Origin of the sequence: Bradyrhizobium sp. 186, assembly GCF_023101685.1 — a bacterium.
In the GTDB taxonomy this organism is placed as follows: Bacteria; Pseudomonadota; Alphaproteobacteria; order Rhizobiales; family Xanthobacteraceae; genus Bradyrhizobium.
In genome coordinates this window covers 3,928,831-3,951,790 of record NZ_CP082164.1, presented here as the reverse complement: position 1 = coordinate 3,951,790, position 22,960 = coordinate 3,928,831, and the positions used below count along the sequence as shown (strand labels likewise).

The window sequence follows — 22,960 nt, the reverse complement described above, 5'->3', positions numbered from 1 at the left end:
TACCAATTTGAGATCAAGCTGCTGGGCGAATTGGCCGCCGCCCTATCTCCGCTGATTGTACACGTCGATGCACACCGCCCCGAGCAGCACCAGGCCCTTGATCACCTGCTGGTAGTCGATGCCGATGCCGAGGATCGACATGCCGTTGTTCATCACGCCCATGATCATGGCGCCGACCACGGCGCCGCCGACGCGCCCGACGCCGCCATAGGCCGAGGCGCCGCCGATGAAGCAGGCGGCGATGACGTCGAGCTCGAAACCGAGACCGGCCTTCGGGGTCGCGGTGTTGAGGCGCGCGGCGAAGACGAGGCCGGCGAGGGCTGCGAGCACGCCCATGTTGACGAAGGTCAGGAAGGTCAGCCGCTCGGTCTTGATGCCCGAGAGCTTTGCCGCCTTGGCGTTGCCGCCCACCGCGTAGATCTGCCGGCCGATCACGGTGCGGCGGGTGACGAAGCCGTAGAGCGCGATCAGCGCGCTCATGATCACCAGCACGTTGGGCAGGCCGCGATAGGTCGCGATCAGATAGGTGGCGTAGAGCACCGCGCAGGCCAGCACGACGCTCTTGCCCAGGAAGAACGCATAAGGCTCGACCTCGATGCCATGCGACTGCTCGCGCGTGCGGCTCTTGGCGCTGGCGTAGACCAGCCCAAGCGCCAGCACGGCGCCGATCAGCATCGACGTCGGATGCAGCGTCCCGGCCTCAGGGAGCATTTCCGGAATAAAGCCCGACGACAATTTCTGGAAGGTCGGTGGGAACGGTCCGAGCGATTGGCCCTGCAACACCGCGAGCGCGAGCCCCTTGAACACCAGCATGCCGGCCAGCGTCACGATGAAGGATGGGATCTTGAAATAGGCGACCCAGTAGCCCTGCGCGGCGCCGATTCCTGCCCCGAGCACGAGGCAGGCGATGAAGGCGAGCATATAGTCGATCTTGTACGTCACCATCAGCACGGCGGCCACCGCGCCGACGAAGCCTGCGACCGAGCCAACCGAGAGGTCGATATGGCCTGTGACGATCACCAAGAGCATGCCGAGCGCCATGATGACGATATAGCTGTTCTGAAGCACCAGATTGGTGAGATTGAGCGGCTGGAGCAGCGTGCCGCCGGTCATGACCTGGAAGAACAGCATGATCGCGATCAGCGACATCAACATGCCATAGTTGCGCAGATTGTTCTTGATGAAGCTGCCGTGCCGGCGCTCCTCGGGCAGCGAAACCGTCTTGTCGGTCATGGCTGCGATCCTCCCATCTCCGCGGCAACAGGCGTGCCGCTACCAAAGTTTCTATCGTTGCGCATGATGGCGCGCATGATCTTTTCCTGCGTCGCATCAGTGCCCGTAAACTCGCCGACGAAGGCGCCGTCGTTCATGACGCAGATGCGGTCGCAGATACCGAGCAGCTCGGGCATTTCCGAGGAAATCACTACGACGCCGCGGCCGGCCTCCGCGAGCTCGTTGATGATACAGTAAATCTCGTATTTCGCACCGACGTCGATGCCCCGCGTCGGCTCGTCCAGGATCAGCACCTTGGGATCGGTCATCAGCCATTTCGACAGCACCACCTTCTGCTGGTTGCCGCCGGAGAGCTGGCCGGTCTCCTGGTAGACGTCGGAGCAGCGGATGCGCATGCGATTTCGATAGTCGCTGGCGACCTTGAGCTCGGCGATGTCGTCGATCACCCGGCGCGGGGCGACCTGATCGAGGCTTGCCAGCGTGATGTTCTTGCGGACGTCGTCGGCGAGGATCAGCCCGAGCTGCTTGCGGTCCTCGGTGACATAGGCAAGGCCGGCATCGATGGCGGCTGCGACGTTCGGCAGCACGATCTCATTACCTTCGAGCCGGATCGACCCGCTGACATTGGCGCCCCAGGAGCGGCCGAACAGGCTCATGGCGAATTCGGTGCGGCCCGCGCCCATCAGCCCGGCGATGCCGACGACCTCGCCGCGCTTCACGCTGAAATCGACGTTCTTGATCACCTGCCGCTCGGAATGGATCGGATGATAGACCGACCAGTTCCCCACGGTGAGGACGGGTTCGCCGATCTTCGCGCGACGCTCCGGAAAGCGGTGGGCGAGATCGCGGTTGACCATGCTGCGGATGATGCGGTCCTCCTCGACCGGTTCCGTGCGGCAGTCGATGCCGTCGACGGTGCGGCCGTCGCGCAGCACCGTGATATGATCGGCGACGCGCGCGACTTCGTTGAGCTTGTGCGAGATCAGGATCGAGGCGATGCCCTGCTCGCGAAACTTCATGAGGCGCTTGAGCAGCGCAGCGCTGTCGGCCTCGTTCAGGCTCGCGGTCGGCTCGTCCAGGATCAGCATCCGCACCCGTTTGGACAGCGCTTTCGCAATCTCGACAAGCTGCTGCTTGCCGACACCGAGATCGGTGATCAGCGTATCCGGCGATTCCTTCAGGCCGACCTGCGCCAGGAGCTCTCGCGTACGCCGGTACACCTCGTCGCGATCGATGACGCCGAGCTTCGACGGCGGATGCGACAGAAAGATGTTTTCCGCGATCGACATCAGCGGGATCAGCGCCAGCTCCTGGTGGATGATGATGATGCCGAGCGCCTCGGAATCGTTGATGTCGCGGAAGCGGCGCTCCTCGCCGTCGAAGACGATGGTGCCCTCATAGCTGCCGAAGGAATAGACCCCGCTCAGCACCTTCATCAGCGTGGACTTGCCGGCGCCGTTCTCGCCGACGAGGGCGTGGATCTGCCCGGCCTCAATCGAGAAGTTGACGTCGCGCAGCGCCTGTACGCCTGCAAAGCTCTTGCTGACGTTGCGCATTTCCAGCATTGCGGTCATTGGCGTCGTGTCCCTGTCTGCGAGCTTACCTCGCCCCGCCTGCGGGGAGAGGTCGGATCGCATCGCAAGATGCGATCCGGGTGAGGGGGAGCTTCCGCGAGGGCAACTTTCACCGTCCCCGCTGAAGCAGCCCCTCACCCCAACCCTCTCCCCGTAAGAACGGGGCGAGGGAGAAGAGAGATTCCTACTGAAACTGCGACTTCTTGTAGTAGCCGCTGTCGACCAGGAGTTTCTCCCAATTGTCCTTGTAGACCGCCACCGGCTTCAGCAAATAGGACGGCACGGTCTTGGCGCCATTCTCGTAGGTCTTGGCGTCGTTGACGGTGACCTGCTTGCCGGCGAGCGCAGCGTCGACCATGTCGGCGGTCACCTTGGCGAGGTCGCGGGTGTCCTTGAAGATGGTCGAATACTGATCGCCACGCAGCATCGCCTTGATCGAGGGCACCTCGGCATCCTGGCCGCTGATGACAGGCATCGGCTGACCGGCGCTGCCGTAGCCCACGCCCTTCAGCGAGGAGATGATGCCGATCGAGAGGCCGTCATAGGGCGACAGCACGGCGTTGACCTTCTTGTTGCCGTAGTAGGCGCTGAGCAGATTGTCCATGCGGGCCTGCGCGGTGGCGCCGTCCCAGCGCAGCGTCGCGACCTTGTCCATGCCCATCTGGCCGGAGACGACGACGAGCTTGCCGCTGTCGATGTACGGCTTCAGCACACTCATCGCGCCGTTGTAGAAGAAGTAGGCGTTGTTATCGTCGGGCGAACCGCCGAACAGCTCGATGTTGAAGGGCCCCTTGCCTTCCTTCAGTCCGAGCCCCTGCTCGATCGACTGCGCCTGGAGCACGCCGACCTGGAAGTTGTCGAAGGTCGCATAATAGTCGACATTCGGCGTGCCGCGGATCAGCCGGTCATAGGCGATGATGATGATGCCCTTCGCCTTGGCCTGCTTGAGCACGTCCGAGAGCGTGGTACCGTCGATCGCGGCAATCACCAGCGCTTTCGCGCCCTTGGTCACCATGTTCTCGACCTGCGAGAGCTGGTTCGGGATGTCGTCCTCGGCATATTGCAGATCGGTGTTGTAGCCACGCTCCTTCAGCACCTTGACCATGTTGTTGCCGTCGTCGATCCAGCGCGCCGAGGATTTGGTCGGCATGGCGATGCCGACGGTCGCCTTGTCCTGGGCGGAGGCGGGAACGCCCGCGGCCAACGCGGCGGCGCCTGCCATGGCGAGCGCGAGGAATGTCGTCTTCAGTTTCAGCATGTTTCACTCCCTTATGTGTCAGACTGTTTTTCGTTTGGTCGAGAACGCGGTATGTGCTGGCTCTGGTCTCCTATCCAAGCTTGACGTCTGGTTCCGCACGACCGCGCGCGGAGGCCTCCAACAGAAAGGTGCAGCCGGCTTGCGGATCGGCGGCGCGCGCCGCATCGTCCAGGTCCTGCCAGGCGGAAGTGACCAGGAGGCGCGACAGATCGGGTCCAACGAAGGCGGGACAGCTCGCCTGCCGTGCCGGCACACGCAGCGAGCGCAGGCGCTCGCCCTGCGGACTGTAGATGTCGATGCGGCCTGCACCCCAGCAGGCGTTCCAGATTTGCCCATCGGCGTCGACCACCGAGCCGTCGAGGCCGCCGATGCCGGTGTGGCGCAACAGCACCTCCGGCTCGCCGCGCGGCAGACCGGTCGCGGGATTGAGCGGGACGGCATAGAGCACGTTGCGCGCGGTGTCGGCGAAGTAGCCGGTTGCGCCATCGGGCGAGAAGCAGATCGAATTGGCAATGCTGATGCCGGGGAACAGCATCGAGATCTTGCCGCGATGGAGCGCATAGATCGCGCCGGCATTCGGCTCAGCCTTGCGCCCCATGGTGCCGATCCAGAACGTGCCGGACTGATGCACGCGGCAATCGTTGGAGCGGGTGGCGGGATTGTCGGCTTCGAGCGGGCAGAACAGCGTCATGGCGCCATCGGCGAGCTGACGGATGTAGAGACCGTCTTCCGCCACGATCAACTGGCGCTTAGCGTCGATACGCCCGAGCGCGCTCGCCATCCGGCCGAGCGCGTGGACCCGGATGTTGCCGCTGGCCAAGCGCGCCTCGAACAGCCGCCCTTCGCGGATGTCGAACCACCAGGCGGTATCTGTAGCCACGTCATAGGTCGGTCCCTCGCCGAGATGGCAAGGCTCGGCGGAGAGGACCGAGGTCCGCACCTCTTCCGTCATGGCGTCCTCACTGCGAACCGATAGACCGTGTGATGGCGATAGACCTCGCCGGGCGCGAGGCGCGGGCTCGGAAAGTCCGGCCGGTTCGGCGCGTTCGGCCAGATATGCGGCTCCAGACACATGGCGTCCGATTGCCGGATCAGCTTGCCGCCCTTCCCGGAGACCGTGCCGTCGAGGTAATTGCCCGAATAGACCTGAAGGCCCGGCTGATCGGTGAACAGCTCCATGATCCGTCCCGAGCGCGGTGCTTCCAGCCGTGCCGCGAGAGCCAGCTCGCCGTTACGCTGGAGACAGTAAGTGTGGTCGTAGCCCCTTCCGTTGCGCAATTGCTGATCGCTTTCGCGGATCCGTTCGCCCACCGGCCTTGCAGTCCGGAAGTCGAACGGCGTGCCGGCTACCGCGCGCGGCGGCTCCGGCAGCGGAATGGCAGTCGGGTCGATGGCGAGAAACTGCTCGGCGGCGACCGTCAGCCGGTGATTGAGGATGGGCGTCCCTGACGTGGCGCCTTCCAGATTGAAGAAGCTGTGATTGGTCAGGTTGACGATGGTTGCCCGATCGGTCCGCGCCTCCATGCTCAGCGACAACTCGGTCGGGCCGGTGACGCGATAGGTCAGGCGCACGTCGAGCCGGCCGGGATAATTCTCTTCGCCATGCGGGCTCGTATAGGTGAGCGTCACCGCGGGCTCCGCGCCATGGTCGATCTCGGCGATCTGCCAGAGCTTTCGATCAAATCCGTCCAGGCCGCCATGCAGCGCATTGGGGCCGTTGTTGACGAGAAGCTGCACCGCCTCGCCGTCCAGCGAAAATTGCCCGTTGGCGATGCGGTTGGCGTAGCGGCCGACGGTGGCGCCGAAAAACTTCCGTTCTGCGAGATAGCCGGCGAACGCGTCATGGCCGAGCACGACGTCGTCATAGCCACCCTTCGCGTCCGGCGCGATCAGCGCCTGCAACACCGCGCCATGGGTGATGATGCTCGCTTCGAACCCGCCCGCCCCGCGCAGCACGATACGCTCCACCACGCGGCCATCCGGCAGCGTTCCGAAAACGTCTTTTTCTAGTTTTGAGCCAGCCATGTCTAGTCCATAAACGGTTCGACGATGGTGCGCCTGCCGAGCAGGAAAGCATCGGCGACGAGACGAAGCGGTGTCAGGTCGACGTCGCTCGCGCCGGTCGCGGCGAGCGCGACGAAGCGGCGATAGAGCCCGCGATATTCCTCATCGGGCGCCTCGGCAAGCACCTTGCCGTCGATGGCCATGCGCCGCCCCCCACCCGACAATGTCATCCGGCCCCGATCGGTTTCCACGACGATATCCCAGCTCTGCGGGCCGGTCTGGCGGAAATCGAACTCGGCCGTGACCGGCAGTCCGCTGATGTCGGTCAGCGTCAGGTTCGCCGCGATCGGCGCCTGGCAATTGGCGGGAAAGGCAAGCTCGGCCGCCGTGACGAACACCGGTTGCGGCACGATACGGGTCAGGATCGAGAGCGCGTTGATGCCGGGATCGAACACCCCGAGCCCGCCCGGCTCCCAGATCCAGCCCTGCCCGGGATGCCAGACGCGGACATCCTCCTTCCAGCTGATGTGCACAGACGCGATCCGGCATTTCGCGAGCCATTCGCGCGCGGGCTCGACCGCGGGCGCGTAACGTGAATGCCACGTCGCAAACAGCGTCCGCTTTGCCGCTGCCGCCATCGCGATGAGCGGATCGAGCTCGGCGACGCCGGTGCCGGGCGGTTTCTCCAGCATCACATGCTTACCGGCGGCGAGCGCTGCCGCAGCCTGTGCACGCCGCACTTGCGGCGGCGTGCACAGCGATACTGCGTCGATCGCCGGCCCCTTCTCAAGGAGTTCTTCAATCGTGGCAAAATGCGGCAGCCCCGGCAGCGAGGCGTTGCGGCTCGCAACAGCCGCGAGGGTCGCGCCCGGTGTTGCTGCGATCGCGCCGACATGCTGGTCGCGCGCGATCTTGCCGAAGCCGACGATGGCGATACGAAGTTCGGTCACGATCTCTCTCCAGCTTCCACCGACGGCAGCGCCTCGGCCGGCGCGGTCTCGATGACCGTGCCTTCATGGCGGCTCATACCGTTGTGAATGACATAGACCATCGCCTCGGACGCCGTGTTGGCGTCACCTGCCGCGATCGCATCGACGATCTTCTGGTGCCAGAGCAGCACGGTGTCACGGTCCTCCGGCTCGACCGGGGCACTCAGCAGGAACGAAGCGCGCAGCGCGGCCTCGATCACGTGGCCGATCGAGCGCATGAACAGATTGCCGGACGCGCGCGCCACCGCGACGTGAAGCGCAAGGTCCGCGTCGGCAAAGCCGACCGAGTCGGACGCTTCAAGCCGCATGCGGTCCATGCAACGATGGAGCACGGCGAGATCCTCTTCCGACCGCCGCGCCGCCGCCAGCACCGCCGCCCGCGGCTCGACCGCGAGACGGATCTCGGCGAGGTCGTTGAGGAAGCGCTTGTCGATGCCGGCATCCAGATGCCAGGCCAGCACATCCGCATCGAACATGTTCCAGGCCGTGCGCTCGCGCACGACGGTGCCGACCCGCGCCTTGGTGGTGAGAAGACCCTTGGCGACCAGCGTCTTCACGCTCTCCCGCAACACCGGCCGCGATACGCCGAACATCGCGGTCAGCTCGGCATCGCCGGGCAGCCGCGTCTCTTCGGCATATCGGCCGGCGATGATGTCGACGCCGATCGAGCGGGCTACCTCCGCGTGATTGGAGTGAGCCCGCCGCGTCGGGATGACGAGGATGCGCGAGGTCATGAGGCCGCTCCTGCGCTCTTCGCCATCGGCCGGCGCGCGAGCGCGACCAGCGCCTGCTGCAAGGCGATGAAGGCGAACAACAGCACCCCGGTCGCGATCTTGGTCCACCAGCTCGACAGCGTCCCGTCAAAATTGATGTAGGTCTGGATCAGGCCCTGGATCAGCACGCCGAGGAACGTGCCGACCACCGAGCCCTGCCCACCCGTCAGCAGCGTGCCGCCGATCACGACGGCGGCGATGGTGTCGAGCTCGACGCCGACGGCGGAGAGCGAGTAGCCGGCGCTGGTGTAGAACGAGAAGACGATGCCTGCAATGCCTGCGAGCAGGCTCGACAGCATGTAGATCTTCACCGTCATCTTGCCGACGGCAACGCCCATCAGGCTTGCAGCGACCCGGCTGCCGCCGAGCGCGTAGACGTTGGCGCCAAAACGGGTGAGATTCAACAGCAATGCGCCGCCGATCACGATGACGAGCATGATGATCGCGATTGCCGTCAATCGTCCACCGCCGGGTAGCCGCAATGCGAAGTCCGACACGGTCGAATAAATCGGCGCGGTGATCGGCACCGATTCCGTCGAGAGCAGGAAACTGGCGCCGCGGGCGAGGAACATCCCGGCCAGCGTCACGATAAAGGGCGGCAGATCGAAGGCATGAATGACGGCGCCCATCGCCGCCCCAAAGGCCGCCGAAAGCGCCAGGATAGTGACGAAGGCGACCAGCGGCGGCATGCCCCAGCGCTCGATCGCCAGCGCGACGAATACGGTGGTGAAGCCGATCACCGAGCCGACCGAGAGATCGATGCCGCCGGAAACGATGACAAAGGTCATCCCGGTCGCGACGATGCCGAGGAAAGCGTTGTCGGTCAGGAGATTGCCGACCACGCGGGTCGAGGCGATGTTGGGAAATTGCACCGCGCAGAGCGCGAAGCCCAAGACGAGCACGATGGCCGTGATGAGGACGGGCGACAGGCCTTTCATGCTTTCGTCCTCCGCAGCCGCGCCATGATCCCGGAGAAGCCAGACAGCTTCGGCGATTGCAGCAGCAGCACCGCGAGCACCACGACCGCCTTGACCAGCAGGTTGAACTCCGGCGGGTAGCCCGACAGCAGAATGCCGGTGTTCATGGTCTGGATGATCAGCGCACCGAGCACCGCCAGCACGAGGCTGAAGCGGCCGCCGAACAGCGAGGTGCCGCCAATCACCACGGCCAGGATCGCGTCGAGCTCGAGCCAGAGGCCGGCATTGTTGGCGTCCGCCCCCATGATGTCGGCGGCCGCGATCACGCCGGCAAGGGCGGCGCAGACGCCGCACCAGACATAGACCGCCAAGATCATCGCGCGCGTACCGACGCCGGCAAGCTCGCTCGCCCTTGCATTGCCGCCGGTCGCCTCGATCAGCAGCCCTAGCGCCGAGCCGCGCACCATCGCGCCGGTGAGGATCAGCATGCCGAGCGCAATCGCGACCGGTAGCGGCAGGCCGAGGATGGAACCATTGCCGAGCCAGACCAGGTCGGGCGAGCTGAAGGTCACGATGCGCCCCTCGGTGATGAGCTGGGCGATGCCGCGGCCAGCGATCATCAGGATCAGCGTCGCGACGATCGGCTGCATGCCGAGCACGCTGACGAGAAATCCGTTCCAGAGGCCGCAGACGAGGCCCGCGCCGAGCGCCGCAGCGAGCACCACCGGAAGGCCGTGGCTGTCGGCGAGGCTCGCCGCGATCGCGCCGGAGATCGCCATGATCGCGCCGACCGACAGATCGATGCCGCGCGTCGCAATCACCAGCACCATGCCGAGCGAGAGCAGCGCCACCGGCGTGCCGCGGTTGAGCACGTCGATGAGACTACCGAACAGCCGGCCATCCTGGAGACGCAGCTCGAAGAATTGCGGCGACACCACGCGGTCGACTGCCAGGATGACGATCAGCGCAAGGATCTGGGCGAGGCCCCGGCGCGACAACAGCGCTGTCATGCCCGGCCCTCATGCGCCACGGCGGCACCATCGGCGGCGATGGCCGCGAGAATGTTGGTGACGTCGATCGCTTCGCCGGTGAGCTCGTCGACATGGGCGCGATCGCGCAACACCACGACGCGGTCGGAATAAGTCACGATCTCGTCGAGCTCGGAGGAGATCACGAGCAGCGCCAGCCCATCGTCGCAAAGCTCGCGGATCAGGCGGATGATCTCGGCATGCGCGCCGACGTCGATGCCGCGGGTCGGCTCGTCCAGCACCAGCAGCCGCGGCGAGGTCGCAAGCCAGCGCGCCAACAGCACCTTTTGCTGATTGCCGCCAGACAACAGGCCCACCGGGCGCTCCGGATCTGGCGGGCGGATGTCGAGCATCTTGACATAACGGCGCGCGATCTCGTCCTGCTCGCGCCGCGACAGCGGCCTATGCAGGCCGCGCTTGGCCTGGAGCGCGAGAGCGATGTTCTCGCGCACCGTCAGCTCGGCGACGATGCCGTCGGTCTTGCGCTCTTCCGGGCAATAACCAAAACCGTGGCGCACGCCGTCGCGTGGCGACTGGAGCCGTATTGGCGCGCCCTCCATCTTGGCCTGGCCGCGATCGGCGCGCTCGGCCCCGAACACCAGCCGCGCCGTCTCGGTCCGGCCCGAGCCGAGCAGGCCGGCGAGACCGACGACCTCGCCTTGGCGTAGTTCGAGATTGAACGGCGCGACGTAGCCGGCCTTGCCGTAATTCTCGAAGCTCGCGCAGACCTCGCGCACCTGATGTTCGCGCGTGGCTGCGCGGGCGCTGGTAGTCTCGGCAAGCTCGCGGCCGAGCATCATCCGGATCAACTCGAGCCGCGGCAGCGATGCGGTCTCGCGCTCACCAACCAGGCGTCCGTTGCGCAGCACCGTGATGCGATCGGAGATCTCGTAGACCTGGTCGAGGAAGTGGCTGACGAAGACGATGCCGATGCCGCGGCCGGCAAGCTGGCGCATGATATTGAAGAGGATCTCGACCTCGTGGCGGTCGAGGCTCGCGGTCGGCTCGTCGAGGATCAGCACGCGAGCGGAGAGATCGACGGCGCGCGCGATCGCGGTGACATGCTGCACGGCGACGGAATAGCTGCCAAGCGGCGCGGACACGTCGATATCGAGACCGAATTCCGTGAGCAGCGCTTGCGCGCGGCGGCGCATCTCGCCTTCGCGCACGATGCCGAAGCGCATCGGCTGCCGGTCGAGGAACAGGTTCTGCGCAACCGAGAGGTTGGGCAGCAGATTGACCTCCTGGTAGACGGTGGCAATCCCGGCCTGAAGCGCCGCCTTGGCCGATCGCGGCGCGACCTCTTCGCCGCCGAGCCTGACGATGCCCGCGTCGCGCGGGAATACGCCGGTGATGACCTTGATCAGCGTGGACTTGCCGGCGCCGTTCTCGCCGAGCAGTGCATGGATCTCGCCGGCGCGAAGCGTGAAGTCGACCTCCTGCAACGCGCGCACAGCGCCGAAGCTCTTGCTGATCCCGCGCACCTCCAATAGCGGCGGAGCAGGATCGAGGCTGTTCTCCATTGCGACGTCACTCCCACCGGCGCCCGCACACAAGCGGACGCCCAGCCTACTTGTTTGCGCAGCGATTTCGAAGAGGTTGCACCGCCGGACCGCCCAAGCGGCGGTCGCAGCAGTGCGTCCAACCTCAGTAACCGAGGCCCTTCTTGCTGTCGTAAATCTTCTGCGGATCGTCGGCGGCAGTGAAGAGCTTCGAGTCCGTCTGGATCCACTTTGGCGGAGTGGCGCCCTTGTCCTTGAAGGCCGCGATGGCATCGAGCGCGGGGCCTGCCATGTTCGGCGTCAGCTCGACCGTAGCATTGGCTTCGCCGGCGACCATCGCCTTGAAGATATCCGGGACCGCGTCGATCGAGACGGTGAGGATCTCCTTGCCCGGCTTGAGGCCGGCTTCCTTCATCGCCTGGATCGCGCCGACCATCATGTCGTCATTGTGCGCATAGACCGCGCAGATCGACTTGCCGCCGCCTTCCGCCTTGATGAAGCTCTCCATCACCTCTTTGCCCTTGGCCCGGGTGAAGTCGCCGGTCTGGCTGCGCACGACCTTCAGGTTCGAATGTTTGGCGATGGCAGTGTCAAAACCCTTCTTGCGGTTGGCGGCGACGCTCGCGCCGACGGTGCCCTGCAATTCGACGACGTTGCAGGCCTTGCCGCCGACGGTCTTCGCCAGCCAATCGCCGGCGACTTCGCCTTCGTGCACGCTGTCCGAGGTCACGGCGGTGAGATAGAGCTCCTTGCCGGAGGGATCGATGTCGCGGTCGAGCAGCACGACCGGGATCTTGGCCTCCTTGGCTTCCTTCAGCACCGAATCCCAGCCGGTCGAAACGACGGGCGCGAGGAAGATGGCATCGACGTTTTGCGCGATGAAGGAGCGGATCGCCTTGATCTGGTTCTCCTGCTTCTGCTGCGCGTCGGCAATCTTGAGATTGACCTGGCGCTTGGCGGCTTCCTGCTTGGAGACCGAGGTCTCGGCCGCGCGCCAGCCGGATTCCGATCCGATCTGCGAGAAGCCGATGGTGAGCTGGCCGGCGCTGGCCGGAAGCGCGAGCAGCAACGCGGCCGTGGCGCTGGCCGCAAAAAGGGCTTTGAGGTTCATAAGGCGTGTCTCCCAAGTGTTTATCTCAGGCGCCGATTGGTAACATGGCACCTGAAGACCGCCCTTGAGGGCGGCGAGAGGCACTATTTCACGGAAGATGGGTTCCGACTAGTCATATTATCTGACTATTTGCGAGAGGCGCGGTCCGCAAAGGCGGACAGTCCTATGAACACCCATCGCGATTTTGTTCCGCAGTTGCAACGCGAAGATGAAAGAATGTGTGCGGCTCGGGCCTTCCGCCACCACACCGTCGTGGCCGGGCTTGTCCCGGCCATCCACGCCTCACCCCACGGAACGAAGAACGTGGACGCCCGGGACAAGCTCGGGCATGACGTCCGGTGCAACCGCCCTGCCGTAAGTCAGGAGAAGTGAAGCTGGCTAGATCAGCTTCCGCTGCGCCAGATTCTTCATCAGCGCGCCGATGCCGAAGGTCCAGGGTTCGCACTCGTCGCTGCCGCGCATGCGGTTGACCAGCTTGCCGAGCTGCGGCGCTGCAATCGTGACGATGTCATCGCGCTTGTGCGTGAACCCCTGCCCCGGCGCATCGCGATCCTTGACCGGCGCGAACATCGTGCCGAGGAACAGCACGAAACCATCGGGGTATTGATGCACGGGCCCGATCGTCTGTTCAACCAGATCGGTGGGATCGCGGCTGATCTTGCTGATCGAGGAATGGCCGTCGAGGACAAAACCGTCCGCCCCCTTCACGTTCAGACTGATATCCAGCTTCCGCGCGTCGTCGAGCGAGAAGCTGTCGTCGAACAGGCGCAGCAACGGGCCGATGGAGCAGGAGGCGTTGTTGTCCTTGGCCTTCGACAGCAGCAGCGCCGAACGCCCTTCGAAGTCGCGCAGATTGACGTCATTGCCGAGTGCGCCGCCGACGATCTTGCCGCGGCTCGAGACGAACAGCACCAGCTCCGGTTCCGGGTTGTTCCAGGTCGATTTCGGATGCAGCCCGGCATCCATGCCGGTACCGACCGATGACAATGTCGGTGCCTTGGTAAAGACCTCGGCATCCGGGCCGATGCCGACTTCGAGATACTGGCTCCAGGCGTTCTGCTCAATCAGCACCTGCTTCAAATGCATCGCCTGGTCCGAGCCCGGCTTGAGCTTGGAGAGATCATCGCCGATGAGCCGCGTCACTTCCTTGCGGATCGCTTCGGCCGAGGCCGGATTGCCCTTCGCTCGCTCCTCGATGACGCGCTCCAGCATCGAGATGGCGAAGGTGACGCCGGCCGCCTTCAGTGTCTGGAGATCGACCGGCGCAAGCAGCCACGGCTTCTGGCGGTCGCGCTGATCGGGCGCCGTATTGGCCACGATCGCGGCGAGATCGCCGATGCGCTCGCCCTTGGTTGCGGCGAGCGCTTTGGCCGGATTGTCTTCCTCGCAGAGTGCGCTGATGGTCGGGAATTTTGCGGTGACATCGAAGACCCCGTCGCTACGCACCGCGACCACGGCCGGGCCATTCGCCTGCGGCAGCCAGACGCGGCCGACCAGCGTTCCCCGCGTTCCGTCCTCGGGGAGAAGATCCTTAGCAGTCAGTGTCGTCATGGCCGTGTCCTCGCTCTTTTTCGGATCGGCCGCGTTCGCTCAGCGGCCAATCACGTTGGCGAAGACCAATAAAGGTCTGGCAGGGGATGTCCAGAGCGGCCGCGCGACCTCGGCTATGCCCCCGCCCGCGCCTTCCGCGCCGCGATCTGCTGGAGTGCCCAACGTGCGTTCTTGCGCACGTCGGGATCGGCGTCGTCGGCGATAACAGCCAGGAATGTCTCGCCGTCGGGATGGGCAATCTCGCCGAGCGCCGCAGCGGCTTCCTTCCGCAGATTGGCCTGGTCATGATTGATGCAGTTGCCGATCGGGCGCACCGCGCGCTCGATCTTCATCCTGCCAAGGCTGCGGATCACCTTCAGCCGCACCTGCCAGAATTCGTCGGCAAGCGAGCCGACGAGTTGGTCGGCAGCAAGCGCGCCGTTAACGTTGAGGCCCAGCGTCTCCGCGGCCATCTCGCGAACCATCCAGTCGGCATCCTTCAGCGCACGGGTGATCGTCTCGGCCGCCGGCTTCAACTGCGAGAAGGCCAACGCGCTCACCGCAGCACGGCGCACATGCGCGTCGGGATCGTTGATCAACGCGGTCAGCGCGGGGATGGATTCTTCGAGCTTCAGGAATCCGATCACGCCGATCGCCTGCACGCGCACGGCGGCGTCCGTGTCCTGGAGCGCTTCAAGCGCCGGCTTCAGCGTGTCCTTGCAGCGCAGCTCCTTCAGCGCGCGCAGCGCGCCCATGCGGACGAAGGCGTGGGCATGCTTGACCAGCGGCAGGATGATTTCCGCGCAGGCGGGATCCTTGAACTCCGCCATGCTGTCGGCCGCGGCTGACGCGACGATCCTCTCGGGGTCGACCAGCAACTTGACCAGCGCGCTCGCGGCCTCCGGCCCGTCGAACTCGCCGAGCGCCATCGCGACCTGCTGGCGCACGCCAGCGTCGGGATCAGCCACCATGTTGGCGAGATGCGGGACGGCTGCTGAGTCGCCGGAATGGCCGAGTGCGATGATGGCGACGCGGCGCTCGGCGGGATCGGCCGCCTGGAGCCGCTCGTCCGCATCTTCGAGGTCGTCGTAGGATTCGAACGGGCTCGACATGACTACCTCAGGAGATAGGGAATGTTGACGGTGACGGCGCCGGTCGGGCAGTCCGCCTCGCAGGGCATGCAGTACCAGCATTCGTCATAGGCCATGTAGGCCTTGCCGGTCATGTCGCTGATGCGGAGCACGTCGAGCGGGCAGACGTCGACGCACACGGTGCAGCCCTTGTCCGCGATGCATTTGGCGTCGTCGACGACCACCGGAACCGATGTCTGATAGGATGCGAGAGGCATCGTTGGTCTCCTGTTGCTTGCAGTTGGCGGTGGATCAGGCGGTGACGCGGATGCGCTGCTTGTCGTAGAGATCCTTCTCGTCGTCGGCGATCGGGACGACATAGGGCTCCACGGCGCGCTTCTCGCTGGTCATCTTGCCGCCCTGCTTGCTCAGCAGCGTGTGGCAGAACCAGTTCTCGTTGTCCTTCTCCGGGAAATCCGTGCGCCAGTGATAGAGGCCCCAGCGGCTTTCCTCGCGGTACAGCGAGGCGTGGGCCGCCATGTCGGCGCAGTCCATGATCGACTGCACTTCGAGAGCGCGGAGCAGTTCGTGCGCGTTGCGGGCGATCATGTGATCCTGCATGTCCTCGCGCACCTCGGCCAGGCGACGCATGCCGAGCTCGTATTTTCGCGTGACTTTTGGCGGCTGGAGATAGTCGTTCACCAGGCGGCGGGTCTTGTATTCGACCTGGTTCGGCGGAATGCCGTCCTCGCGCTTCGTCGGCGCCAGCACGCGGTCACGCTCCTTGGCAACCTCTGTTGCATCGAACTCCGCGAAGTCATGGCTGTCCGCGAATTCCATCGCGTCGATGCCGGCAACCGAGCCGTTGGTGAAGGCGCCGAGCATGTAGTTGTGCGGCACGCTCGCCATGTCGCCGGCAGCATAGAGGCCGGGCACGGTGGTGCGGGCATTGTCATCGACGAACACGCCGGACGCGCTGTGGCCGGAGCAGAAGCCGATCTCGGAGATATGCATCTCGATCGACTCGCTGCGGTAGTCGACCCCGCGCCCCTGCTGGAACAGACCGCGCGTCGGCCGCTCCACCTTGTGCAGCGTGGATTCGATCTCGGAGATGGTGTCCGGGTGAAGATGCTTGAGCTGGAGGAAAACCGGCCCCTTGCCCGACAACAGCTCGTTGTAGAACTCCAGCATCATCTGGCCCGACCAGTAGTCGCATTCGATGAAGCGCGAGCCTTCGTTGTTGGCGGTGAAGGCGCCGAAGGGACCGGCGACATAGGCGCAGGCCGGGCCGTTGTAGTCCTTGATCAGCGGGTTGATCTGGTAGCATTCGAGGTTCGCGAGCGCGGCACCGGCGTGATAGGCCATGGCATAGCCGTCGCCGGAATTGGCGGCGTTCTCGTAGGTCCCGAACATGTAGCCGGAGGTCGGCAGACCGAGCCGGCCGGCGGCGCCCATGCACAGGATCACCGCCTTGGCCTTGATCACCAGGATCTCGGCGGTGCGCGTGTTGACACTGATCGCCCCGGCGATGCGGCCGTCCCCCGATTTCAGCAAGCGTGTCGCCATGTAGCGGTTGGAGATCAGGATGCGGGCACGGCGGAGCTGGCGGTACAGCGCCTTCTTCACGGTCTCGCCATTCGGCATCGGCAGGACGTAGGTGCCGATATGATGCACCTTCTTCACGGCGTAGTCGCCGTTCTCGTTCTTCAGGAAGCGGATCCCAAAGCTGTCGAGCTCCTCGATGATCTTGTAGCAGTTCTGCGCGTATTTATAGACTGCCTTCTGGTCGACGATGCCGTCATTGGCGATGGTGATTTCCTTGGTGTACTGCTCCGGCGTCGCGTAACCGGGGATGACGGCGTTGTTCAGGCCGTCCATGCCCATCGAGATCGCCCCGGAGCGCTTGACGTTGGCCTTTTCGAGCAGGACGACATTGGCCTTCGGGTTCTTCAGCTTCGCCTTCAGCGCCGCCATCGGGCCAGCGGTGCCGCCGCCGATGACCAGCACATCGCAGGAAACCTCCGAAAGTCCGTCGACGATCTGATCTAGTGCCATCGCTTGCTCCTGGTTCGCCGGCAGGTCCGGTGCCTTTGCAGCAGATTTGTTCAGCAGGCTTCCCGGCGATAGCAATTAGTTGTCGCCGCAGAGCGATTTGTCCTCACCGCTCGACGAAGGCCTTTTCGATCACGAAATGGCCGGGCTGGCTGTGGTTGCCCTCGAGAAAGCCGTGCGCGGAAAACATCGCGGGGAGTTCCTCCAGCATCGCCGGGCTGCCGCACAGCATGATGCGATCCGTCTCGATATCGAGGCCGGACTGGCCGATGTCGTCAAAGAGCTGGTTGGAGGCGATCAGATCGCTGATGCGACCGCGGTTCCGGAACGGCTCGCGGGTGACGGTCGGGTAATAGACGAGCTTGTCGCGGATCAGCGGCCCGAAGAACTCGTGATTGCGCAGACCGTCGACAAGCTGCTCGCCATAGGCGAGCTCGGAGACCTGGCGGCAGCCATGGGCGAGCACGATCGTCTCGTAGTTTTCGTAGACATCGGGATCCTTGATCAGGCTGGCGAACGGCGCAAGCCCGGTGCCGGTCGAGAGCAGAAGTAAGCGCTTGCCGGGAATGAGATTGCCGGTGATCAGCGTGCCCGTGGCCTTGCGGCCGACAAGGATGATATCACCCTCTCTTATCTTCTGGAGACGCGAGGTCAGCGGGCCATCCTGAACCTTGATCGAGAAGAACTCGAGCTCCTCCTCGTGATTGGCGCTCGCCATGCTGTAGGCCCGCATCAAGGGCTTGCCCTCGACCTCCAGCCCGATCATGGCGAACTGGCCGTTCTGGAAGCGAAAGCCGGGATCGCGCGTCGCGGTAAAGCTGAACAGCGAGTCGGTCCAATGCCTGACCGACAGAACCGTTTCCTTCTGAAATGCGCTCATCCGTCGTCTCTCCATCCTCGCGATCGGGCGCAAGGTTTCGGAGACAGAGGAATCGGGCAACGCCGAATTGAAATTCCCGGTCGATTAGTTTCACATTTCGCGTGCGGTGATCGATACCAAGGCAACGACGCCCACACAGCCGGCCGCGCCGCACGCCTGCTCCGGCAATTAGTTGCTATTCGCGCTCGACCGAGCCGGCGTAGAGAGGAGTCGGAGGTTCGTCATGACCATGACCGCATTGGTGACGCCGACCGTGACCGATTACGAAGCCAGCGCCGATCTCGCCTCGCTCGTCGTGCGCACGACGCAGGACGACGCTCTCAGCCTGCCCGCCGAGCAGCTGCGCCTCTCCTGCAAATGCGCCCACTGCACCCGCGCCCGCTTCGACGGCCGCTTCCCCGAGCGGTTTCCGGGAATCGCCATCACCGAGATCGGTGATCTCGGCTACGGCCTGAACATCTCGTTCTCGGACGGGCATAACCGGGGGATTTATCCGAAGCCGTATCTGCTGAGTTTGGCCGGGCGCTAGTCCCATACTCGGTGTCGTCCTGGCGAAGGCCAGGACCCACTACCCCAAGAGCCCGTTGCGAAAGTCGGATTTGGCAAAGCGGCGCGCAGAACGACGTTGAAGGGGCACTCTGGCCAATCAAACCTCGTCATTCCGGGGCGCCCGAAGGGCGAGCCCGGAATCCATAACCCCCCGCTCGTGGTTATGGATTCCGACCCTGCGCGCTTTGCGCGCATCCCGGAATGACGCAGAAGGTTGGCGCCTTCCCATCTGGCACGGACATTGCTCTTCTTTAGAACGATTTAAACGTTCCGGAGGCGGATGATGTTGCAGGCGGCCAATGCGGTTCGCGGGACCGTTTCCCCAGCAGTCCGGCCTGCCGGCGGCTCCTCGCTGCTGCTCACCGAGAACCAGCAGTGGATCGGCGGACCGCCGCCGCTGATGGACAAGCTTAGCCAGCACGAGCGGGGACTGGTGCTGAAGCAGGGCCGCCGAAAAGTGCTCAACCGCGGCCAGACGCTGTTCAGCCAGGGCGGCAAGCATGACGGCATCTGGCTGATCGAGAGCGGCCGCATCCGCGTGTTCTACACTTCGCCTTTGGGGCGCGAGATCACGCTGGCCTATTGGCATGTCGGCAACTTCGTCGGCGGGCCCGAAGTGTTCGAAGGCACCGTGCATCAATGGTCCGGTGTTGCATCCAGCAATTGCAGTGTCGTGCACCTGCCCGGAAAAGAACTGCGCACGCTCGCCGTGGAGATCCCGAATCTCGCGATCGGCCTGATCGAGGGCCTGACCTTCAAGGGCAAGTGCTACTCGGCGCTGGCCCAGATGCTGGGAACGCGCTCGATCACACAGCGCCTTGCGCACCTGCTGCTGCATCTCGTCGACCTCTACGGGGTCGAGGATGCCGACGGCCGGGTGATCGCCGCCGCCTTCACCCATGCCGACATCGCCCACATGGTCGGCGCCACCAGGCAGTGGGTCACAATCAGCCTGAAGCGCATGCAGGAGAAGGGAATCGTCCTGACCAGACGCTCCCAGATCGTGGTCTGCCGACCCGACGTGCTCGAGGAGATGCGTGGACAGGCGGGCGACTAGGACCGATGCACAGGCAAGCGGCTTTAAAGTGCAGGATTGCCCAAGGAGTATGCAATCGGCTTTTCCCGGCAACTAATCGACTGCGGCAGTAATTCCGGATTTGCCCTGTCCGCGCCCTCACCCAATCATGGCAACCACAGCACATCCAACCGAATGAGGATGAGAATGGTCCGCCATCTTCCCACGCTTTCGATCGCGATGTCGGTGACGTCGCTGGCGCTTCTCCTCGCGCAGCCGGCTTCGGCGGAAACTGTCACGCTCGGCATCGGGACGCAGGACACCACGACCAACACGGTGACCGCCGGCGTCGTCATCCGGCAATTGCATCTCCTCGAAAAATACCTGCCGAAGGACGGCAAATACGCCAACATCAAGTTCGAGCTGGAGTGGCAGAATTTCACGTCCGGTCCGCCCGTCACCAATGCGATGATGGCGAACAAGCTCCAGATCGGCATGATGGGCGACTATCCGCTGATCGTGAACGGCTTCACCTTCGAGACCAATCCTGAAAGCAAGAGCCGGCTGATCGGCATCGCGGCCTACAGCCTCTCCGGCTCAGGCAATGGCATCGTCGTCCACAAGGACTCGCCCTATTACGATCTCGCCGATCTCAAGGGCAAGCTGGTCAGCGTGCCCTTCGGCTCCGCCGCGCACGGCATGGTGCTGAAGGCGATGCAGGATCGCGGCTACGCGTCCGATTTCTTCCAGCTCGTCAGCCAGAGCCCTGAAGTCGGCTCGACCAATCTCCAGGAGAAAAAGATCGACGCGCACGCCGACTTCGTCCCGTTCGCCGAACTGCTGCCGTTCCGCGGATTCGCGCGCAAGATCTTTGACGGCGTGGAGACCAATTTGCCGACCTTCCACGGCATCGTGGTCCGCACCGATTTCGCGGAGAAATATCCTGAAGTCGTCGTCGCCTACCTGAAGGCGGTCACCGCCGCCAATCAGTGGCTGCGCGACGATCCCAAGCTCGCTGCGGAAAAGATTCAGGAATGGACCGGCATCAACAAGGAGGTCGTCTACATCTTCCTCGGCCCCAGCGGCAACATGACCACCGATCCCACGATCAAGCCGGCGCTGATCGATGCAGCCACGACCGACGTCAAGGTGTTGCAAAGCCTCGGCCGCATGAAGGAGTTCGACCCGAAGAAATGGGTCGACGATTCCTACATCCGCAAGGCCTATGCCGAGATGAAGCTCGACTATGACGCGCAGCTTGCGAGCACCAAGAACTACGAAATCACAGGCGAAGATTCTTTCTGCAAGAAGCCGATCACCGATCCGCGCAAGGCGGGTGAGGTCTGGGTCGACGAGGCCGGTATCCTGCCCTTCTCGTCGGCGAGCTGCACGCTCGGCGCCTATGCCGACTTCAAGGCCAAGGGCAAGAAGATCAACGTCGCCTACGTCTTCGACACCACGCGCGGCATCAAGCTGTTTGCCGACCAGGCCTTCTTTGCGGTCGGCAATGGCGACGTCGCGCCATTTCTCCTGAAGAAGGACGCCGAAGCCTATGCGGCCAAGATCAGCGGCAAGGTGCTCGGCTTCGATGACGCGGTGAAGGCGGCGGTCAGCGGAGGCAAGACGTGAGCAGTCCCGCCATCCTCAGACATCGCGAGGACAGCATGCCAGCAGTAACCGCGGAGGCGGATCCCGCGCCCGCCGCACCGCCCGCGACGCCGGCCTCCTTCGGCACGCTCGCGCTGCGCTGGTACCGGCTCAACCGCGGCGGGCTGCGCGCGACCGCGATCGGCATCATCTCGCTACTCGCCTTCCTGCTGGTGTGGCACCTGCTCACGACCTATCGCGTCGTATTCTTCGTGCGTTTCACCAACGTGCCCTCGCCGCTCGCGGTCTATGCGAGCTTCACCAAGGCGATCCACGATCCCCATTTCCTGATGCACATCCTGCTGAGCTGCCGGCGCATCTTCTTCGGCTTCTCGCTTGCCGCAATCGTCGGCGTGCCGCTCGGCCTGATCATGGGCCGCTTCAAGCTTGTCCATGAGATCATCTTCCCGGTGGCGGAGGTGCTGCGGCCGATTCCGGCGATCGCCTGGGTGCCGATGGCAATCATGCTGTGGCCCACCAACGAGCAGAGCATCGTCTTCATCACCTTCCTCGGCTCGTTCTTCCCGATCCTGATCAATACGCTGCATGGCATGTCACTGGTCGATCCCGTGCTGGTGCGCGCCGCGCAATGTCTCGGCGCGCGCGAACGCTCGATCTTCCGCGAGGTGTATTTTCCGGCCTCGCTGCCGCACATTTTCACGGGCCTCACCGTCGGCATGGGCGTCGCCTGGGTGTCGCTGATCGCGGCCGAGATGATCTCGGGCCAATACGGCATCGGCTATTTCACCTGGGAGGCCTATTCGCTGGTCCAGTATGCCGATATCGCGCTCGGCATGATCGCGATCGGCGTGCTCGGTCTTGGATCGAGCCTGCTGATCCGGGGCGCCGGACAACTGGTGATGCCGTGGGGACAAAAATGAAAGAGATCCTGACCAAAGCACCGCAGGGCCATATCGAGGTCAGGAATTTCTCGCTCAGCTATGAGAGCATTGAGGGACCGGTTCAGGCCGTCACCGATACGCAGATCCACGTGAAGCCGGGCGAGTTCGTCTCGATCGTCGGCCCCTCCGGCTGCGGGAAATCGACGCTGCTTAATGCCGTCGCGGGCTTCCTCAAACCGACCACCGGCGTGGTCACCGTCGACGGCGAGAAGGTCAATGGGCCGAGCGCCGAGCGCGGCATGGTGTTCCAGCAATATTCACTGTTTCCCTGGAAGACGGTGCGGGAGAATGTCGAGTTCGGCCTGAAGATGCGCGGCATGCCGCGCTCACAGCGCGAACGCGCCGCACGCACGCTGCTTGGGCTGGCCGGGCTGGACGCCTTCGAGAAGCATTATCCGGAAAAGCTCTCCGGCGGCATGAAGCAGCGCGTCGGCATCGTCCGTGCACTCGCCACCGGGCCGAAGGTGCTGCTGCTCGACGAGCCCTTCGGCGCGCTGGACGCGCAAACCCGTGTCATCATGCAGCAGATCCTCACCAACATGTGGCAGCGGCTAAAAATCTCGGTGCTGTTCGTCACCCACGACATCGACGAGGCGATTTTCCTCTCCGACCGCGTCTACTGCATGACCGCGCGCCCCGGCTCGATCAAGGCCGAAATCCCGATCCCGCTGGAGCGGCCGCGGCAGCAATCGATGATGATGTCGTCGGAGTTTTTGGCGCTGCGCCGTGGATTGATGTCTTTGATCCGCGAGGAAAGCATCAAGGCGATGGGCGGCGAGATCACCGATCTCGGCATGCAGGGATTGAACATCGAGCTGCATGGGCACTCGCTGGCGGATGTGATTTAACGATTCTCTCGAGCTTGCGCGGTGCTTTTCCTTCTCCCCTTGTGGGAGAAGGCGCGAAGCGCCGAATGAGGGGTCCTC

Annotated in this window: 21 protein-coding genes; 5 read left to right on the top strand and 16 right to left on the bottom strand. The window is 64.1% G+C overall.

The genetic code is table 11. The features are described 5' to 3' along the window. Window positions 1-42 precede the first annotated feature (42 nt). From mmsB to IVB18_RS18720, 16 genes are all read right to left on the bottom strand, one after another. Window positions 43-1,233: a multiple monosaccharide ABC transporter permease gene (gene mmsB / locus IVB18_RS18795; protein WP_247990494.1), complete on the bottom strand. Its 1,191-nt coding sequence runs from the start codon at window positions 1,231-1,233 to the stop codon at window positions 43-45. Beyond that, the gene (mmsA, locus tag IVB18_RS18790) at window positions 1,230-2,807 is read right to left on the bottom strand and encodes a multiple monosaccharide ABC transporter ATP-binding protein (RefSeq protein ID WP_247990493.1); all 1,578 of its coding nucleotides are present in this window, start codon (window positions 2,805-2,807) and stop codon (window positions 1,230-1,232) included. The genes mmsB and mmsA overlap by 4 nt, the downstream gene beginning before the upstream one ends. 184 nt (window positions 2,808-2,991) lie before the next feature. After that, window positions 2,992-4,065, bottom strand: coding sequence for a multiple monosaccharide ABC transporter substrate-binding protein (gene chvE / locus IVB18_RS18785; RefSeq protein WP_247990492.1), 1,074 nt, complete (start codon window positions 4,063-4,065; stop codon window positions 2,992-2,994). Between the two features lie 70 nt (window positions 4,066-4,135). Next, on the bottom strand, window positions 4,136-5,017 hold the full coding sequence (locus IVB18_RS18780; RefSeq protein WP_247990491.1) for an SMP-30/gluconolactonase/LRE family protein: 882 nt from the start codon (window positions 5,015-5,017) through the stop codon (window positions 4,136-4,138). Continuing rightward, a complete protein-coding gene (locus IVB18_RS18775) occupies window positions 5,014-6,090 on the bottom strand; it encodes an aldose epimerase family protein (protein WP_247990490.1) in 1,077 nt (358 codons plus the stop codon). Before IVB18_RS18775 ends, IVB18_RS18780 begins: the two co-directional genes overlap by 4 nt. Before the next feature lie 2 nt (window positions 6,091-6,092). Next, window positions 6,093-7,019, bottom strand: coding sequence for a Gfo/Idh/MocA family oxidoreductase (locus IVB18_RS18770; RefSeq protein WP_247990489.1), 927 nt, complete (start codon window positions 7,017-7,019; stop codon window positions 6,093-6,095). Then, a complete protein-coding gene (locus tag IVB18_RS18765) occupies window positions 7,016-7,792 on the bottom strand; it encodes a FadR/GntR family transcriptional regulator (RefSeq protein WP_247990488.1) in 777 nt (258 codons plus the stop codon). The genes IVB18_RS18770 and IVB18_RS18765 overlap by 4 nt, the downstream gene beginning before the upstream one ends. Then, window positions 7,789-8,769, bottom strand: a complete 981-nt coding sequence (yjfF, locus tag IVB18_RS18760) for a galactofuranose ABC transporter, permease protein YjfF (RefSeq protein ID WP_247990487.1) — start codon at window positions 8,767-8,769, stop codon at window positions 7,789-7,791. Before yjfF ends, IVB18_RS18765 begins: the two co-directional genes overlap by 4 nt. Beyond that, window positions 8,766-9,758, bottom strand: a complete 993-nt coding sequence (locus tag IVB18_RS18755; protein ID WP_247990486.1) for an ABC transporter permease — start codon at window positions 9,756-9,758, stop codon at window positions 8,766-8,768. The genes yjfF and IVB18_RS18755 overlap by 4 nt, the downstream gene beginning before the upstream one ends. Continuing rightward, window positions 9,755-11,299 carry a sugar ABC transporter ATP-binding protein gene (locus tag IVB18_RS18750; RefSeq protein ID WP_247990485.1) on the bottom strand — a complete coding sequence of 515 codons (1,545 nt, stop codon included), beginning with the start codon at window positions 11,297-11,299 and terminating at the stop codon, window positions 9,755-9,757. The genes IVB18_RS18755 and IVB18_RS18750 overlap by 4 nt, the downstream gene beginning before the upstream one ends. 124 nt (window positions 11,300-11,423) lie before the next feature. Next, entirely contained in the window at window positions 11,424-12,389 is a 966-nt protein-coding gene (gene ytfQ / locus IVB18_RS18745; protein ID WP_247990484.1) for a galactofuranose ABC transporter, galactofuranose-binding protein YtfQ, read from the bottom strand. A gap of 378 nt (window positions 12,390-12,767) precedes the next feature. Further along, window positions 12,768-13,940 carry a fumarylacetoacetate hydrolase family protein gene (locus IVB18_RS18740; protein ID WP_247990483.1) on the bottom strand — a complete coding sequence of 391 codons (1,173 nt, stop codon included), beginning with the start codon at window positions 13,938-13,940 and terminating at the stop codon, window positions 12,768-12,770. Between the two features lie 113 nt (window positions 13,941-14,053). Then, window positions 14,054-15,031, bottom strand: coding sequence for a HEAT repeat domain-containing protein (locus tag IVB18_RS18735; RefSeq protein WP_247990482.1), 978 nt, complete (start codon window positions 15,029-15,031; stop codon window positions 14,054-14,056). A gap of 2 nt (window positions 15,032-15,033) precedes the next feature. Continuing rightward, window positions 15,034-15,267 (bottom strand): ferredoxin family protein, encoded by a 234-nt coding sequence (locus IVB18_RS18730; protein WP_008141081.1) that lies wholly within the window; start codon window positions 15,265-15,267, stop codon window positions 15,034-15,036. A 34-nt stretch (window positions 15,268-15,301) separates the two neighbouring features. Further along, window positions 15,302-17,044, bottom strand: coding sequence for a fumarate reductase/succinate dehydrogenase flavoprotein subunit (locus tag IVB18_RS18725; protein ID WP_247990481.1), 1,743 nt, complete (start codon window positions 17,042-17,044; stop codon window positions 15,302-15,304). Between the two features lie 103 nt (window positions 17,045-17,147). Continuing rightward, on the bottom strand, window positions 17,148-17,921 hold the full coding sequence (locus IVB18_RS18720; RefSeq protein WP_247990480.1) for a ferredoxin--NADP reductase: 774 nt from the start codon (window positions 17,919-17,921) through the stop codon (window positions 17,148-17,150). A gap of 223 nt (window positions 17,922-18,144) precedes the next feature. Here IVB18_RS18720 and IVB18_RS18715 point away from each other — a divergent pair, with 223 nt between their 5' ends. From IVB18_RS18715 to IVB18_RS18695, 5 genes are all read left to right on the top strand, one after another. Then, window positions 18,145-18,450, top strand: a complete 306-nt coding sequence (locus tag IVB18_RS18715) for a gamma-butyrobetaine hydroxylase-like domain-containing protein (RefSeq protein WP_247990479.1) — start codon at window positions 18,145-18,147, stop codon at window positions 18,448-18,450. A gap of 300 nt (window positions 18,451-18,750) precedes the next feature. Next, window positions 18,751-19,527, top strand: coding sequence for a Crp/Fnr family transcriptional regulator (locus tag IVB18_RS18710; protein WP_247990478.1), 777 nt, complete (start codon window positions 18,751-18,753; stop codon window positions 19,525-19,527). Between the two features lie 165 nt (window positions 19,528-19,692). Next, window positions 19,693-21,114, top strand: a complete 1,422-nt coding sequence (locus IVB18_RS18705) for an ABC transporter substrate-binding protein (protein WP_247990477.1) — start codon at window positions 19,693-19,695, stop codon at window positions 21,112-21,114. Continuing rightward, a complete protein-coding gene (locus IVB18_RS18700) occupies window positions 21,111-22,013 on the top strand; it encodes an ABC transporter permease (RefSeq protein ID WP_247990476.1) in 903 nt (300 codons plus the stop codon). Before IVB18_RS18705 ends, IVB18_RS18700 begins: the two co-directional genes overlap by 4 nt. Further along, complete coding sequence (locus tag IVB18_RS18695) at window positions 22,010-22,882, top strand: ABC transporter ATP-binding protein (protein WP_247990475.1); 873 nt, start codon at window positions 22,010-22,012, stop codon at window positions 22,880-22,882. Before IVB18_RS18700 ends, IVB18_RS18695 begins: the two co-directional genes overlap by 4 nt. Window positions 22,883-22,960 lie beyond the last annotated feature (78 nt).

What these genes read in the sequence shown, in the direction of transcription:
- IVB18_RS18725 (WP_247990481.1), bottom strand. Translation starts at nt 17,044, where the DNA reads ATGGCACTAGATCAGATCGTCGACGGACTTTCGGAGGTTTCCTGCGAT.
- mmsA (WP_247990493.1), bottom strand. Translation starts at nt 2,807, where the DNA reads ATGACCGCAATGCTGGAAATGCGCAACGTCAGCAAGAGCTTTGCAGGC.
- IVB18_RS18705 (WP_247990477.1), top strand. Translation starts at nt 19,693, where the DNA reads ATGGTCCGCCATCTTCCCACGCTTTCGATCGCGATGTCGGTGACGTCG.
- yjfF (WP_247990487.1), bottom strand. Translation starts at nt 8,769, where the DNA reads ATGAAAGGCCTGTCGCCCGTCCTCATCACGGCCATCGTGCTCGTCTTG.
- IVB18_RS18780 (WP_247990491.1), bottom strand. Translation starts at nt 5,017, where the DNA reads ATGACGGAAGAGGTGCGGACCTCGGTCCTCTCCGCCGAGCCTTGCCAT.
- IVB18_RS18750 (WP_247990485.1), bottom strand. Translation starts at nt 11,299, where the DNA reads ATGGAGAACAGCCTCGATCCTGCTCCGCCGCTATTGGAGGTGCGCGGG.
- IVB18_RS18715 (WP_247990479.1), top strand. Translation starts at nt 18,145, where the DNA reads ATGACCATGACCGCATTGGTGACGCCGACCGTGACCGATTACGAAGCC.
- IVB18_RS18735 (WP_247990482.1), bottom strand. Translation starts at nt 15,031, where the DNA reads ATGTCGAGCCCGTTCGAATCCTACGACGACCTCGAAGATGCGGACGAG.
- IVB18_RS18695 (WP_247990475.1), top strand. Translation starts at nt 22,010, where the DNA reads ATGAAAGAGATCCTGACCAAAGCACCGCAGGGCCATATCGAGGTCAGG.
- IVB18_RS18755 (WP_247990486.1), bottom strand. Translation starts at nt 9,758, where the DNA reads ATGACAGCGCTGTTGTCGCGCCGGGGCCTCGCCCAGATCCTTGCGCTG.
- mmsB (WP_247990494.1), bottom strand. Translation starts at nt 1,233, where the DNA reads ATGACCGACAAGACGGTTTCGCTGCCCGAGGAGCGCCGGCACGGCAGC.
- IVB18_RS18765 (WP_247990488.1), bottom strand. Translation starts at nt 7,792, where the DNA reads ATGACCTCGCGCATCCTCGTCATCCCGACGCGGCGGGCTCACTCCAAT.
- IVB18_RS18720 (WP_247990480.1), bottom strand. Translation starts at nt 17,921, where the DNA reads ATGAGCGCATTTCAGAAGGAAACGGTTCTGTCGGTCAGGCATTGGACC.
- IVB18_RS18740 (WP_247990483.1), bottom strand. Translation starts at nt 13,940, where the DNA reads ATGACGACACTGACTGCTAAGGATCTTCTCCCCGAGGACGGAACGCGG.
- chvE (WP_247990492.1), bottom strand. Translation starts at nt 4,065, where the DNA reads ATGCTGAAACTGAAGACGACATTCCTCGCGCTCGCCATGGCAGGCGCC.
- IVB18_RS18730 (WP_008141081.1), bottom strand. Translation starts at nt 15,267, where the DNA reads ATGCCTCTCGCATCCTATCAGACATCGGTTCCGGTGGTCGTCGACGAC.
- ytfQ (WP_247990484.1), bottom strand. Translation starts at nt 12,389, where the DNA reads ATGAACCTCAAAGCCCTTTTTGCGGCCAGCGCCACGGCCGCGTTGCTG.
- IVB18_RS18775 (WP_247990490.1), bottom strand. Translation starts at nt 6,090, where the DNA reads ATGGCTGGCTCAAAACTAGAAAAAGACGTTTTCGGAACGCTGCCGGAT.
- IVB18_RS18710 (WP_247990478.1), top strand. Translation starts at nt 18,751, where the DNA reads ATGATGTTGCAGGCGGCCAATGCGGTTCGCGGGACCGTTTCCCCAGCA.